General features: G+C 74.2%; 12 protein-coding genes. 5 read left to right on the top strand and 7 right to left on the bottom strand.

All coding sequences use genetic code 11. From position 1 onward, the window contains the following. Positions 1 to 2 precede the first annotated feature (2 nt). From ABTY56_RS15755 to ABTY56_RS15735, 5 genes are all read right to left on the bottom strand, one after another. A complete protein-coding gene (locus tag ABTY56_RS15755; RefSeq protein WP_350629322.1) occupies positions 3 to 413 on the bottom strand; it encodes a roadblock/LC7 domain-containing protein in 411 nt (136 codons plus the stop codon). Beyond that, a complete protein-coding gene (locus tag ABTY56_RS15750) occupies positions 410 to 3280 on the bottom strand; it encodes a sensor histidine kinase (RefSeq protein WP_350629321.1) in 2871 nt (956 codons plus the stop codon). The genes ABTY56_RS15755 and ABTY56_RS15750 overlap by 4 nt, the downstream gene beginning before the upstream one ends. Before the next feature lie 111 nt (positions 3281 to 3391). Beyond that, on the bottom strand, positions 3392 to 4291 hold the full coding sequence (locus tag ABTY56_RS15745; protein WP_350629320.1) for an MHYT domain-containing protein: 900 nt from the start codon (positions 4289 to 4291) through the stop codon (positions 3392 to 3394). Positions 4292 to 4695: 404 nt separating this feature from the next. Continuing rightward, positions 4696 to 6060 (bottom strand): cytochrome P450, encoded by a 1365-nt coding sequence (locus tag ABTY56_RS15740; protein ID WP_350629319.1) that lies wholly within the window; start codon positions 6058 to 6060, stop codon positions 4696 to 4698. 88 nt (positions 6061 to 6148) lie between these two features. Continuing rightward, on the bottom strand, positions 6149 to 7216 hold the full coding sequence (locus tag ABTY56_RS15735) for an RNA ligase (ATP) (protein WP_350629318.1): 1068 nt from the start codon (positions 7214 to 7216) through the stop codon (positions 6149 to 6151). Positions 7217 to 7640: 424 nt separating this feature from the next. Here ABTY56_RS15735 and modA point away from each other — a divergent pair, with 424 nt between their 5' ends. From modA to ABTY56_RS15720, 3 genes are all read left to right on the top strand, one after another. Further along, positions 7641 to 8498 (top strand): molybdate ABC transporter substrate-binding protein, encoded by an 858-nt coding sequence (modA, locus tag ABTY56_RS15730; protein ID WP_350629317.1) that lies wholly within the window; start codon positions 7641 to 7643, stop codon positions 8496 to 8498. A gap of 89 nt (positions 8499 to 8587) precedes the next feature. Beyond that, the gene (locus tag ABTY56_RS15725) at positions 8588 to 9391 is read left to right on the top strand and encodes an ABC transporter permease (RefSeq protein ID WP_350629348.1); all 804 of its coding nucleotides are present in this window, start codon (positions 8588 to 8590) and stop codon (positions 9389 to 9391) included. A 115-nt stretch (positions 9392 to 9506) separates the two neighbouring features. After that, positions 9507 to 10583 (top strand): ABC transporter ATP-binding protein, encoded by a 1077-nt coding sequence (locus tag ABTY56_RS15720; protein WP_350629316.1) that lies wholly within the window; start codon positions 9507 to 9509, stop codon positions 10581 to 10583. A 117-nt stretch (positions 10584 to 10700) separates the two neighbouring features. Here ABTY56_RS15720 and ABTY56_RS15715 read toward each other — a convergent pair whose 3' ends face one another. Together ABTY56_RS15715 and ABTY56_RS15710 are read right to left on the bottom strand one after the other, a co-directional pair. Then, a complete protein-coding gene (locus tag ABTY56_RS15715) occupies positions 10701 to 11405 on the bottom strand; it encodes a response regulator (protein ID WP_350629315.1) in 705 nt (234 codons plus the stop codon). Positions 11406 to 11494: 89 nt separating this feature from the next. Continuing rightward, a complete protein-coding gene (locus ABTY56_RS15710) occupies positions 11495 to 12850 on the bottom strand; it encodes a sensor histidine kinase (protein WP_350629314.1) in 1356 nt (451 codons plus the stop codon). 207 nt (positions 12851 to 13057) lie between these two features. Here ABTY56_RS15710 and ABTY56_RS15705 point away from each other — a divergent pair, with 207 nt between their 5' ends. Next, positions 13058 to 13975: an ABC transporter ATP-binding protein gene (locus tag ABTY56_RS15705; protein ID WP_350629313.1), complete on the top strand. Its 918-nt coding sequence runs from the start codon at positions 13058 to 13060 to the stop codon at positions 13973 to 13975. Continuing rightward, entirely contained in the window at positions 13972 to 14733 is a 762-nt protein-coding gene (locus ABTY56_RS15700; protein WP_350629312.1) for an ABC transporter permease, read from the top strand. The genes ABTY56_RS15705 and ABTY56_RS15700 overlap by 4 nt, the downstream gene beginning before the upstream one ends. Position 14734 lies beyond the last annotated feature (1 nt).

The raw sequence follows: 14734 nt of genomic DNA, 5'->3' as shown, positions 1-14734 counted from the left end.
GCTCACCAGCCGTCCGCCGCACGCGGCGGGGTGCTCAGGTGCTCCCCGACCCGCCGGACGAGTCTGGCCATCTCGTAGGCGATCAGCCCGAGGTTGGCCCCGGCGGTGGTGAAGACGGCCAGACAGGTACCTTCTCCGGCCGCGGCGACCAGCAGGTAGCCGCCCTCCAACTCGACCATCGTCTGGCGGACTTCGCCCGCGTCGAAGTGCCGGCCGGCGCCCTTGGCCAGGCTGTGGAAGCCGGAGGCGACGGCAGCCAGGTGCTCGCCGTCCTCGCGCGGCAGGCCGGCCGAAGTGCCCATGGCCAGTCCGTCGGCGGAGAGCATCACGGCGAACCGGACCTCGGGCACTCGCCGGACCAGCTCGTCGAGGAGCCAGTTCAGTTCTCCTGCGCGGTGGGTGGTGCCGATCACGGTCGCTCTCCTTCGGGTCGGGATGGGGACAGGGGACCGCGCGGGTCCTGTGGTGCGGGGAGGTCGGCGGGCTGCGGGGCGGCGGGTCGGCCCGCGGATGGGTCGTGCCGTCCGCCGCCGGCGTGCAGGCCGCGCGCCCACCCGTTCTGGAAGGCCGCCATCGCCGCCCGCGCCGCCTCGGGACTACGGCCCTCGGAGCTACTGCCGTCGGGACTGCGACCTGCGGAACTGCGGTCTGTGGGACTGCGGTCTGCGGGGTCCGCACCGGGTGCCGAGGCAGGACCCAAGGTGGCGGTGGAGGCCGTCCGCCGGGTGCGCGGGCCCGATCCCGCCGGGGCCTCGCGCAACTGCGGCACGAGGTTCGCCTGGCGGGTCCGGCGCGGCAACTCCTCCGGCCCCGGGTCGAGTCGGCGATCACCGGGAGCCGGATCCGGAAGCGAAGCCTGAAGCGAAGTCTGATCCGGAACGGGAACCGGAACCGAAGCGGGATCCGGTTCCGGGCGGTACGGCTGCGGCGGCCCGGGCTGCGGACGGACGGCGGCACCCGGGCCCCAGTCCGCAGCCGGGCCGACCGCCCGGGCAGTCGATGCCCGGAAGGGGGTGCGGCGCACCGGCCCGGGGTCGCTGCCCCGGACGCCGAACGGCAGCAGCGCCCCACCCTCCGGCGGCGGCCCACCCGCCGCCGGAAGTCCTTCGATCCCCGCCTCCCGCGAGCAGTTCTCGCCCGTCGGCCCGAACTCCCCTGCGGTCTCGCCAGGTTGTGCCCACCCGAGCGGGTCCGACTCATCGGCATCGAGCGGCATGACGTCCAACTCCGGTACCGGATCGTACGGTTGAGGCGGCCCGTCCGCAGTCCCGTCGGCGAGCAGAACAGTTGGCAGCAGGACCACCGCGGTGGTGCCGCCGTACGCGGAGGTCACCAACGAGACCTTGACGTCCTGCCGCCGGGCGAGCCGGCTGACCACGAACAGCCCGAGCCGGTCGCTGTCGAAGAGGTCGGTCTGCTCGACCGCGGCGATCCGGCGGTTGGCGGCGGACAGGGCTTCCGAGCCCATGCCGAGGCCGCGGTCCTCGATCTCCAACGCGTATCCGGCGCCGACCCGTTCGCCCCGGATGTGCACGCGGGTGTGCGGCGGGGAGAAGCCGGTGGCGTTCTCGACCAGCTCGGCGACCAGGTGGGTGAGGTCCGCGACGGCGTGCCCGGCGACGGCGGCGCGCGGTAGCGGGTGCACCTCGACCCGGGCGTACTCCTCGACCTCCGAGACGGCCGCGCGCACCACGTCCACCAGCGGGACGGGCCTGCGCCAGGCCCGGCCGGGGACGGCACCGGAGAGGATGATCAGCCCCTCGGCGTGGCGGCGCATGCGGGTGGTGAGGTGGTCGAGCCGGAACAGGTCGGCCAGCTCGGACGGATCCTCGGTGCGGCGCTCCATCGCGTCCAGCAGGGTGAGTTGGCGATGCACCAGGACCTGACTGCGGCGCGCGAGGTTGACGAACACCCCGGAGACCCCGGACAGCACCTCGGCCCGCTCGACCGCCGCGGTGACGGCCGCCCGCTGGACGGTGCCTAGCGCCCGGTACACCTGGCCGATCTCGTCGTCCCGGCCCGCCGGTCGCGGTGCCTCGGCCTCGATGTCCACCTCTTCACCCGCCCGCAACTTCCGCATGGTGGCGGGGAGTTTGCGACCGGCCAGCTCAAGTGCCGAGTTGCGCAGGTCGATCAGCTCGGTCACCAGGCCGCGCCCGATCTGCACCGAGATCACCAGCGAGGCGACCGCGCCGACCAGACCGAGCAGCACTGCCATCCCGGCCGGGGTGGACAGGCCCACGGCGTAGGGGTTCCGGCGCTCCGCGGCGACCCGCCCGGCCCGGTCCTCGACCGCGCGCAGGCCGCTCGCGACGTTCCCGGCGACCATCTCCCACCGGTCCGCCGGCACCGCGGTGGCGGCCGCCCGGCCGTCTGCGGCGGCACGGACCTTCTCCTCGTACCCGACCAGCTCACGATGGTCCCGGCCACCGATGACGGCGAGCAGCGCGGCCCGGTCGGCGGGGCGCAGGTCGGCCGCGGCTCCCCGCTCGAACTCCCGCCGGGCGAACGCCGTGCCGGAGAACTCGCGCAGCCGGTCGTCGTCGAGCACGCCGGAGAGCTGCGCCGCACCCAGCAACGCGTGCTCGCGGGCCAGCAGTTCACGGGAGCGGGCGAGTTCCAGCAGCACCCGCGCATCGGAGTCGGACGGGTGGTCCTGCAGCGGTGCGACGGCACCCGCCACGGCGAGCGCCCGGTCCACCGCCTCACCGTACGCGGCGTACACCTCGGGCCAGCCCACGCTCCGGGCCAGGACGCGACCGCGCAGCTCGGGCAGGCCGGCGAGGGCGGTGCCGAGGTCGTCCAGGCGGGCGGTGGCGTCGGCGCCGAGGCCCTGGGCGTCGGCACGGTTGTAGCCCTGGTCGGGGTGCCGGGGATCGGGGAACAGCGGGGCGACCGCCAGGTCGGTGGCGGCCGAGGCATCGCGCAGGGCACTCTCCCGGGCGGCGGCAGGGACGGTCGCCGGAGCGGCCAACAGCTGACCGGCGGCGGCCCGTTCGGCCTGCAGCCCGACGACCGCCCCGGCGACGGGGGTGAGCACGGTGCGCTGGGCGTCGCGCTGCCGCAGCAGGTCCCAGACTCCCTGGGCGGCGGTGACGGTGGCGAACCCCCACAGGGCGATGATCGAGACGACCGGGACCATCAGCAGGGCGATGATCCGGGCGCGGACCGTCCGGGGGCGCAGCCCGCGCGACCGGGAGCCGAGGCGCGCCGGGCGGGCGGGCGGCCCGACGGGGGCACCCCGGCGGGCACCGGGGGCGGCGCCGCGGTCTTCTCGCATGTGGGAGGAGCCTTTCGGGCTGAGGCTGGGGCTTGGGCGGAGGCAAAGGCGAGGACGGGAACGGGGACGGGGGCGAGGCGGGTCGGGTCGGGTCGGGCCGGGCCGGTGCGCTCAGGCCGCGCGTTCGTGGTGGTCCGCGCCGTAGCGCTCGGCTGCCGGGCGGGCGGGGCCGCTCGGTTCGCGCCCGTCTCCGGGTTCGGGTTCAAGTTCGGGTTCGGGTTCGGGGCGGGCGGTCGCGGCAGGGAACTCCTCGATGGCCAGCTCGCCCGCCTCCCGGTAGCCGGCCCGCTCCTGGGCGGTCGGCGAGAGCGCGACGAAGGCCGAGGCGAGGAAGAGGAACGAGCCGAGTCCGACGGCCAGCGGGAAGACGAACTCCATCGGGCCGGCCCCGCCGAGGCCGGCCCGGGTCGGCTCCAGCCGGACGTGCACGGCGGCCATGCCGGTGTAGTGCATGCAGCTGACGGCGAGTCCCATGGCCAGCGCGGCGGCCCCGGCCGCGTAGACGTTGCGGATGGTCACAGCGGCCCAGAGCGCCGCGGTGGCGGCGCCGACCGCGACCAGGACGGACAGCGCGACCGTCCCGGCGTCGTAGCGCAGGGCGCCGTGCATCCGTACGGCGGCCATGCCCAGGTAGTGCATCGCGGCGACACCGAGACCGGTGGTGACGCCACCCGCCAACAGGGCGAGCCCGCGGTGCGCGCCGTAGCAGACGACGGTCAGGCCGAGACCGGTGACCAGGACCGCGACCAGGAGGCTGAGGACGGTCAGCGGGACGTCGTAACGCAGCTCGGTGCCGTCGACGGTGAACCCGAACATGGCGACGAAGTGCATGGTCCAGATGCCGGAGCCGATCGCGGCGGCCGCCGTGACCAGCCAGTTCCGCCGGGCGGCACCGCGCGCGGCCACACCGCGCAGCGTGCAGCGCAGTCCGAGGGCGGCGCCGGCGCAGGCCATCAGGTACGAGAGGGCGGGGGTCAGCCAGCCGGGACTGAGGGGGTTGAGGGTGCCCATGGGACCTCCGGTCGACCGGTCGGGCCCGGGGCGGTACGCGGTGCGCCCGGGCTCCCCGGGCCGGACGGATTCCATGCGAGCGGCGGCAGGGGGTCGTCAGGTCCGCGAGGGACCGTCCCGTCATATGCCAGCCGCATGTGCGCTTTCGGCCTGGGGTGCGTGGGACGCTATCGAGGGGCCGGAAACGGCCACCCGAAGATCTGAAAAACAGCCCGCAGGCGACGGGCGATGTGTTCGAATGAACCGGTCGTCTGCCCGGACGGCGGGGTGGCGGTGGCCGAGCGGCGAGTGGCAGCCGGGCGGCGGGCGCGCGACCGACAGCGGACGACAAACAGATGACGGATAACAGCTGACAGCTGACAGAGTTTGAAATCTGTCAGCCGCCAGCTGCCATCTGCCCCGCGTCAGACTCCGGCCGTCACCCGGATCCGCATCGGGCTCGCCGCCCGCAGCGTGATCCCCTGGGCGATCGCGACCCGCCGGTCGACGGCCTCCACGTCGAAGTCCCGCAGCAGCACCCCCAGGGTCAGCACCGCCTCAAGCATCGAGAAGTGCTGCCCGATGCACGCCCGCGGCCCGCCCCCGAACGGGAACCAGGCGTAGCGGTGCCGGGCCTTCTCCTCCTCCGGCAGGAAGCGGTCCGGGTCGAAGCGCTCCGGGTCCGCCCAGTGGTCGGGGTGCCGGTGGGTGACCAGCGGCGCGACGATGACCTGCGCCCCCGCCGGGATGGCGTACCCGTCGATGACGGTCGCGTCGACCGCCCTCCGGCCGACCAGCGCTGCCGCCGGATAGAGCCGCATCGCCTCCTTCAGTACCCGGGTGATGTACGGCAGCGCCTCCAGGTCCGCCGCCGTCGGCGCCCGCCCGGCCAGGACGGTCCGCGCCTCCTCGCGGGCGAGCTTCCGGTGCTCCGGGTGCTTGGCCAGCAGGTGCAGCGCGAAGGCCAGCGAGGTGGCCGTGGTCTCGTGCCCTGCGAGCAGGAACACCAGTACCTGGTCCCGGAGTTCGGCCGGATCCAGTCGCTCCCCGTCCTCGCCGCGCGCCCGCCCGAGCAGCGTGAGCAGGTCGTCCGCGTCCTCGTCGCCGCCCCCGCGCGCGGCGCGCTCGGCGATGATCCGGTCGCAGACCTCGTACAGCGCCCGCTGGGCCTCCTGGCCGCGCCGGTTCCCCGGGGTCCGCCAGCCGCGCGGGACGCGGACCGGGGCGAAGCCGCGCTCCTTGATGTACTCGCCGAGCAGGGGGAAGTTGCGGTTCACCACGGCCACCGCCTCCTCCACGTCCGCACCGAAGAGGATCCGCGCGACCGCCCGCAACGCGAACCGTGACATCTCCTCCGCCGCGTCCACCACCCCGTCAGGCGCCGCCCGCCAGCGGTCGGTGAGCGACTGCGCCTCCTGCGCGACCGCGTCCGCGTAGCCGTCCACCCGGCGACGGGTGAACAGCGGCTGGATCAGTCGGCGCTGGCGCTGGTAGTCGCCGTCCTGGCTGGTCAGCAGGCCGTTGCCGACACTGGTCCGCAGCTCGTCGTAGAAGGCGTTCTCCTTGCGGAAGTTGGCCGCCTCGCCGCCCAGCACCTGCTGGACCCCGTCCGGGGAGAACACGGCGTAGAAGTCGGCCCGCAGGCCCGGCGGACCGACCCGCAGCCGCACCACGTCGCCGTGGTCGCGGCGGGCCGCGAGATAGGTGCGCAGCGGGCGTCGGGTGAGGTCGAACAGCGATCCGACCAGCGGATTGCCGGCCGGGCCGGGTACGGCGGTTTCGGTGGCCATGGACGACTCCTTCTGCACGGGGATGCGCACCTTCGACTCTACTGACGGGTAGTCATTTCCGGAAGGTGCGCGTCCCCTGCCCAGGGGCCTACTCGTACTCGGTGCCGCCCTTGCGCGTCAGGTAGGCGTCGCTGACCACCTTGGCGATCGCCCGGCCGCCGAGCACCGGGCTCCAGCGCTCGGTCACCGGCCGCACCACGACGCCCTCGCGCAGGTGGAGTTCGCGCCCGGAGAAGGTCTCCTTGCCCTGGGCGAGACCCAGTACGGCCTCCGGGTCGAACGGCCCGCGCCACACCTCGGGCGCCAACGGCAGCTCACCGTCCAGCAGTTCGGGCGCGGACAGCCAGACCTGCTGCCCGTCCACCACGGCCGACACGTCGAACGCCGCGTACCCGGGCCGGTCGGTGCGCGCGGAGGCGCCGTAGCCGAGGTCCTGCACGCCTTCGCCGAAGACCTCGCCGAAGATGCCGACCCGCTCGGCGCCGAGCCGCTCCGCCAACCGGGCCGCCACCGCCGGGATGTCGTACGCCCGCACCGCCCGCCAGTAGAGGTTGCGCTCGTCCTCGACGAGCGCCAGCCCCTGCGCGCCGATCCCCTTGGACGACACCTGCACCGCGCCGGTCCCGGCGGTGTACGTGACCAGGCAGCAGCTGCCGTGCAGCTTCTCGGTCAGCACCACCGGCTCGCCGGGCTCGAAGATCCCGGGGTAGCGCTTGAGGTTCTCGATGTCCACCCAGGGCAGCAGGTCCGGGGCGCTGACCACCTCGCCGCTCATCGACGTGGGCACCGGCGGCTGCCACTTGACCACCCCGAGCAGGTCCGCGAAGTCCTCACCCTGGTCGGCCGCGGCGGCCAGGTCGGCCTCGGCGAGCGCAGCGGGCCGGCAGACGATGCCCTGGGACAGTTCGCCGCGCAGCCGTACCGCCTTCACCCGGTTCGCCCGGGAGCCGGCCAGCTTGCCGGTCAGCCCCAGCTCGGCGATCAACTCGTCGGGGAGGACGGACTGTTCGGGGATGTAGACGGCGTAGTCTCCGGTCCGGTACACACCCTTGGCGACCACCGCCCGGTAGAGGCCGACCTGTGCGAGCTCCAGGGCATCGGCGTTCGGGTGCTCCAGGATGGTCAGCTTCTCGACGGTGACGCGCAGCATGGACATGGACGGACTCCTCCCCTTGGCTCGACCGTGGCGGCGCACTCCGCGGCCCGGTCGCGTCCGCGGACTTACGGACGTACGGACGTACGGACGTCGACCACTCTGACCGCTCGGCCCACCCCGCGCGACGCATTTTCCGCAGCCCCCCGGCCCCCGCCCCGCCGCACCCCACCGCCCCCACCGCCGGTCGCCCCCAAGCGCACCCGACCGCCCCGGGCGTACCCCCCGAGCGCACTCCCGAGCGCACTCCCGGGCGCACCCGTTTGAGCCATCACACAGCGGATCCGAGACCCGCACCAGCCCCTGCCTGTGCAAAGCGACAGAGGATTTATCGCTCGCATTTGCGGCACTATGATCGCCGTAATGGCCGCAGCTGCGGTCAGTCCCTCGCGCCCCGTCCGGCGCGCACCCCGGAGGGGAAGCACCGATGAGCACCCGTACCACCGGCACCACCCGCAGACTCGCCGTCGCCGCCGCAGCGGCCCTCGTCCTCAGCCTCGGGGTCACCGCCTGCGGCAGCGACGGCGCCAAGTCCTCCGGCTCCACGGCCTCGAACACCACTGCCGCGTCCGGCTCCGCGGCCGCCGCCGGTGACAGCGCGCCGAAGGCGAGCGGCACCGTCACCGTCTTCGCCGCCGCCTCGCTCAAGGAGACCTTCACCGAGCTGGGCAAGAAGTTCGAGGCCGCCAACCCGGGCAGCAAGGTCACCTTCAACTTCGGCGGCAGCTCCAGCCTCGCCACCAGCATCAACTCCGGTGCCCCGGCCGACGTGTTCGCCGCCGCCAGCCCGGCCACCATGAAGACCGTGACCGACGCGGGCGGTGCGAGCGGCCAGCCGGCGGTCTTCGTCAAGAACACGCTCACCGTCGCCGTCCCCAAGGGCAACCCCAAGCACATCGCGGGCCTCAAGGACCTCACCGCCTCCGGCGTGAAGGTCGCGCTCTGCGCGAAGGAGGTGCCCTGCGGCGCCGCCGCGCAGACCGCGCTCAAGGCGGCCGGCGTCGACCTCACCCCGGTCACCCTGGAGCAGGACGTCAAGGGCGCGCTCACCAAGGTCGAACTCGGCGAGGTCGACGCCTCGCTGGTGTACAAGACCGATGTGCAGGCCGATGCTGCCAAGATCGACGGTGTGGACTTCCCCGAGGCCGACAAGGCCGTGAACGACTACCCGATCGCCGCACTCGCCAAGGCGCCGAACAAGGACGGCGCCGCCGCCTTCGTCGCGTACATCCAGTCGCCCGAGGCCAAGCAGGTGCTGACCGCGGCGGGCTTCCAGGCACCGTGAGCGACCGCACCACCGGTTCCGAGGAGCACCCGTCGGGTCAGCCCGGCCGGGACCGGACCGACGGCGGTGCGGCAGGACCGGGGAAGGCCCTGCCGCGCCGGCGCCGGTCGCGGACGCACCGCGTCCCGGTCGCCCTGCTGCTCCCGGCGCTGCTCGGGCTGGCGTTCCTGATCCTCCCGCTGGTCGGCCTGCTGGTCCGGGCGCCGTGGAGCGCCCTGTCCGACGAGCTCACCAGCCCCGCCGTCTGGGACGCGCTGCGCCTGTCGCTGATCAGCGCGACGGCGGCCACCGCCGTGTCGCTGGTCCTCGGCGTTCCGCTGGCCTGGCTGCTCGCCCGCACCGAGCTGCCGGGCCGGCGGGTGATCCGGGCGCTGGTCACCCTGCCGCTGGTGCTGCCGCCGGTGGTCGGCGGTGTGGCGCTGCTGCTGGTACTCGGCCGGCGCGGCATCGTCGGCACCTGGCTGGATTCGGCCTTCGGCCTCACGCTGCCCTTCACCACCACCGGGGTGGTGATCGCCGAGGCCTTCGTGGCGATGCCGTTCCTGGTGATCAGCGTGGAGGGCGCGCTACGGGCCGCCGACCCCCGTTACGAGGAGGCCGCCGCGACCCTCGGCGCCTCCCGGCTGACCGCGTTCCGGCGGGTCACCCTGCCGATGATCGCGCCGGGGATCGCCGCCGGTGCCGTCCTGGCCTGGGCCCGGGCGCTCGGCGAGTTCGGTGCGACGATCACCTTCGCGGGCAACTTCCCGGGCCGCACCCAGACCATGCCACTGGCCGTCTACCTGGCCATGGAGTCCGACCCGCAGGCCGCGATCGCGCTGTCGCTGGTGCTGCTGGCGGTCTCCGTCGCCGTCCTGGTCGGCTTGCGCGACCGCTGGTTGTCGACCCCGTGACGCCGCCCGCCCCAGTCCGCGCCACCGCCCCCGTCCGCGTCCCCGCCCGCGCCACCGCCCCCGTCTGCGTCCGCGTCGCCCCGGACGCCCGCTCGAACGCCTGGATGCCGCCCCGATGAGCACCGAACGCCTCCCGAGCACCGCTCTCGACGCCCGACTGCGGGTCGACCGTGCCGCGTTCACCCTCGACCTCGCCCTCACCGCCGCCCCCGGCGAGGTGATCGCGCTGCTCGGGCCCAACGGCGCCGGCAAGTCCACCGCACTGCGCGCCCTCGCCGGCCTGCTCCCGCTCACCGGCGGCCATCTGCGCCTGGACGGCCGCACCCTGGAGGATCCGGCCGAGCGCGTGCACACGCCGGCCGAGGAACGGCCGGTCGGCGTGGTGTTCCAGGACTACCTGCTCTTCCCGCACCTCAGCGCGCTCGACAACGTCGCCTTCGGGCCGCGCTGCCAGGGCCGCTCCAAGCGCGACGCCAGGACCGAGGCCGCCACCTGGCTGGAGCGGATGGGTCTGGCCGACCACGCTTCCGTCCGCCCCGGCAGGCTCTCCGGCGGCCAGGCGCAGCGGGTGGCGTTGGCCCGGGCCCTCGCCGTCCACCCCCGGCTGCTCCTGCTGGACGAGCCCCTGGCTGCCCTGGACGCCCGCACCCGCCTCGACGTGCGGTCCCAACTGCGGCGGCATCTGGCCGAGTTCGAGGCGGTGGCGGTGCTGGTGACGCACGACCCGCTGGACGCGATGGTGCTGGCCGACCGGCTGGTGGTGATCGAGCAGGGGTACGAGGTGCAGTCCGGCAGCCCGGCCGAGGTCGCCCGGCGGCCACGCACCGACTACATCGCCCGCCTGGTGGGGCTGAACCTGTACCAGGGCCGGTCCGAGGGCACGCACGTCACGCTCCCGGACGGCACCGTGCTGGCCACCGCCGAGGAGCTGAACGGCCCGGCGTTCGTCGCGTTCCCGCCGTCCGCGGTGACCCTCCACCGGGAGCGGCCGCAGTCCAGCGCGCGCAACCTGTGGCAGGCCGAGGTCACCGGCCTGGACCTGCACGGCGACCGGGTCCGGGCCGAGCTGGCGGGCCGCCTGCCGATGGCCGCCGACCTCACCCCGGCCGCCGTCGCGGAGCTGGAGCTGGCGCCGGGGGTCACGGTCTGGGCCTCGGTCAAGGCCATCCAGACCCACGCCTACCCGGCCTGAACCACCGTCTGGCCCGGAACTCCTGGCTGCCGGCTGCTGGCTCCTGACCTCTGCCCCCGGCCTCCTGCCCCCTGCTTCCTGCCCCCTGCCCCCTGCCTCCTGCCAGGGCCGCGGGGGCTACTCCGACGGCTCGACGAACCCCGACTCGTACGCGGCGATCACCGCCTGGGTGCGGTCGCGCGCGCCCAACTTCGCCAGCACGCTGCTGACATGCGTCTTCACCGTCTGCACGCCGAGGAACAGCTGCTCCGCGATCTCCCCGTTGCTGAGGCCCCGGGCGACCAGCCGCAGCACCTCCGCCTCGCGCTCGGTCAGCGCCGCCCGCTCCATGGCGGCGCGGGCGGTCGGGTTGCCGTGCCCGGCGGCCAGGCGGCGGATCGCGGCCGGGAACAGCAGCGACTCGCCCGCCGCGACCAGCCGTACCGCGTGGACGATCTCGGCCGGGCGGGAGCGCTTGAGCAGGAAACCGTCGGCGCCCGAGCGCAGCGCCTGGTAGACGTAGTCGTCGTTCTCGAAGGTGGTCACGACCAGGATCCGCGGCGGCCGCTCTCCCGGGGCCCCACGGCGCAGCAGCTCACGGGTGGCCGCCAATCCGTCCATCACCGGCATCCGGACGTCCATCAGCACGACGTGCGGGCGCAGTTCACGCGCCAGGGCGACCGCCTCCGCACCGTCGGTCGCCTCACCGATCACCCGCAGGTCGCCTTGCGCCTCCAGGACGGCCCGCATGCCGGCCCGCACCAGACCCTCGTCGTCGGCGAGCAGGATGTCCGTCACCCCGGCAACCCCCTTGGCCGGAGCGCCAGTCACCGAATCGTTCATCGCAGGACCGTTCGCCGCAGGACCGCCCGCCACAGGACCGTTCGTCGCAAGATCGTTCGTCGCAAGATCGTTCGTCGCAAGATCGTTCGTCACGAGCCCAAGCGTAGGGGCAGCCGGACGTGCAGCACCCACTCCCGGCTGCCGTCCTGCGACGCCCCCGCCGCCGCCTCCCCGCCGAGCAGCGTGGCGCGTTCCCGGATGCCGCGCAGCCCCTTGCCACCCTTGCGCGACCCACCGGCCGGGGAGCGCCCCTCGCCGCCGGGCAGCCGGTTGGCGCAGCGCAGCTCCAACTGCCCGTCCCGGAGGGTGATCCGGACTTCGACCGGCTCGCCGGGCGCGTACTTGAGCGCGTTGGTGACGCCCTCCTGGACGATCCGGTAGGACTCCCGGGAGAGCACCCCGGGCAACGCGCCGGCCGACACCTCGACCCGCGCCTCGACCGGGCTGCCGGCCGCGCGAGCGGTGTCGAACAGCGCGGGCAGCTGGTCGATGCCGGGCTGTTCGGTGGCCACGCCGTTCGCCCCGGGCGGGGTCTCGCGCAGCAGGACGAGGGTGCGTTCGAGGTCCTCCATGGCCTGGCGGCCGGTCTCCTCGATCACTTCGAGTGCCCTGGCGACGAACGCGTGGTCCCCGACCTCGCGCGCCGCGCCCGCCTGAAGCACCGTCACCGTCAGTGCGTGGCCGATGGAATCGTGCAACTCGCGAGCCAACCGGTTTCGCTCCAGCAGCCGTTCGGCCCGCAGCTCCGCCTCTGCCAGCCGCTCCGCCGGTGACGGGCCCAGCAGCCTGACTGCCAGGGCCAGTTGGAGTCGACCGGCGAACACCAGGCACCAGCCGACGCCGAACACCAGCAGCGGCACGAGCGGGAGGTACAGCAGCGCGTCCGGGCCGGTCAGCCGGTCGACGATCGCGGCGAGGCCGAGGACCAGCGCGAATCCGACCGCCGATCCGAGCGCGACCCGGCCGATCAACCAGCCCGCCGTGCGCCACCGGTCGGCCCAGGTGCGGGAGGGCTCGGTGGCGATGTCCTCCTCGCGGTCGGGCACCAGCAGCAGCCGCGCCTGCACCCCCTCGGCCCGCCGTGCCGCCGGCACGAGGGCGACCACCGCGAGCAGCACGCAGTCCACCGAGACGCTCGCCGTCAGGATCTCGCCGAGGCCCTTGCGGTACGTCCCCGGATAGACCATCAGCACGACGCCCACGAAGACGAAACCGACCAGCAGGTGCAGCAGCCGCGCGTACGTGGCACCCGCCAGCAGCGGCGCGACGAGCCGGGGCAGCGGCGTACCGGCCGCTGTGGCGCCGGGCAGCACGACGCTTCCGGGCACCCTGCCCCCGGACACCGCGCCCCCGGGAACCGCGCTCCCGGACGGGTTCCTGAGCGCCGCGTTCCTTGGCGCCGCCTTCCTGAGTACCGCGTCCTTGAGCGCTGCGATCTTGGGCATTGGGCCATCCTTCCAGGTCAACGGCGGCCCTGGGCTCCCGCGTCGGTCTCCCGCAGCCTCCCTCCCGGGAGGGAGGCCGGTCCCCGCCCCGGCGGGATCCGCCGGCCCCTCCCCCTCCGGTCGAATGGGACCACCGACGGGAACCCCGCGGGGAACCACCGGCGGACACCTTCGCCGGGAACCACCGAACGAGGAGGGAAGGCGACCGTGATCGAGATCCAGGGCCTGACCAAGGAGTACGACGGCCGCCGCGTCGTCGACGAGCTGTCCTTCGAGGTCCGACCCGGCGTGGTGACCGGCTTCCTCGGCCCGAACGGCGCCGGCAAGAGCACCACCATGCGCCTGGTCCTCGGCCTCGACCGTCCCACCGCCGGCCGCGCCCTGGTCGGCGGCCGCCCGTACCCCGAACTCGACGACCCGCTGCGCCGGGTCGGCGCGCTGCTGGACGCCCAGGCCCTGCACGGCGGGCGGACGGCACGGGGCCACCTGCGCTGGCTCGCCGCGAGCAACGGGCTCCCGGAGCGCCGGGTCGACGAGGTGCTCGCCCAGGTCGGTCTGGCCGACGCGGCCGGGAGGCGGATCCGGGGGTTCTCGCTCGGCATGCGCCAGCGACTCGGAGTGGCCGCCGCACTGCTCGGTGACCCGCCCGTCCTGATGCTGGACGAGCCGGTCAACGGCCTCGACCCGGAAGGCATCCGCTGGATCCGCACCCTGCTGCGGGACCTGGCCGCCGAGGGCCGGGCGGTGCTCGTCTCCTCCCACCTGATGACCGAAATGGCCCTCACCGCCGACCACCTGGTGGTGATCGGCCGGGGCCGACTGCTCGCCGACGCCGCCACCGCCGACTTCATCGACCGCCACGGCCGCACCCGGATCCGGGTGCGAGCCGTCGACCCGACCAAGCTCGCCGCCTTGCTCGGCGGTACCGGACACGACCTCGACGCGACCCAAGTCGACGGCGGCGCCTGGGAGGTGAGCGGCGCCGAACCCGAGCGGATCGCCGCGCTCGCCGCCGCCAACGGTGTGGTGCTGTACGAGATCGCGACCCAACAGGACTCGCTGGAGGAGGCGTTCATGCGGATGACCGCCGACAGCGTCGAGTACCGGACGGAGGCCGCCACGTGAGCGCCCACCCCGGCGCCACGACGGCGCTCCACGCCTTCCGCGCCGAGCGGATCAAACTCACCACCCTCCGCTCGCTCTGGCTCACCCCGCTGCTCGCCGTCCTGCTCACCGCCGGGGTCACCACGGCCGTCGGCGCGGCCCTCGGCGGCAAGGACCACAACATCACCGACGATCCGAGCGTCGGTGTCTTCTACGGGCTCAACTTCGGCCAGGTGGCCCTGACCTGCTTCGGCATCCTGCTGATCGGCCAGGAGCTCAACACCCGCATGATCGACGTCTCACTCACCGCCGTCCCGCGACGCGGCCGACTGTACGGCGCCAAGCTGGCGTTGGGCGCGCTGGTCGGCCTCGCCGTCGGCGCCATCGGCACGGCGGGCGCCTTCGCCGGGTACGCGGCCACCGTCCCCGGCGCGTGGGACGGACCGGCCCTCGTCCGCAGCGCCGTCGCCGGCGTGCTCTACCAGGCGCTGCTGGTGGTGTTCTGCCTCGGGGCGACCGCCCTGCTGGGCAACCTCACCGCCGCCATGGGCCTGCTGGTCCCGACCGTGTTCCTGCTCTCGCCGCTGCTCGGTGGCCTGCCCGGGATCCGCCGGGTGACCCGGTTCCTGCCCGACCGGGCCGGCCAGTACGCGATGCGCTACGTCGACGACCCGCAGGCCGGCTACGGCCACTGGACCGGGCTGCTGATCATGGCGCTCTGGACCGCCCTGGCTGTCTACGGCGGCCTGCTCGCCCTGCGCCGCCGCCCCGTCAAGTGAC

The organism is Kitasatospora sp. NPDC097691, from assembly GCF_040302665.1.
Lineage (GTDB): Bacteria > Actinomycetota > Actinomycetes > Streptomycetales > Streptomycetaceae > Kitasatospora.
The sequence above is the reverse complement of the archived record's forward strand: the minus strand, read 5'-3'. Positions and strand labels throughout refer to the sequence as shown.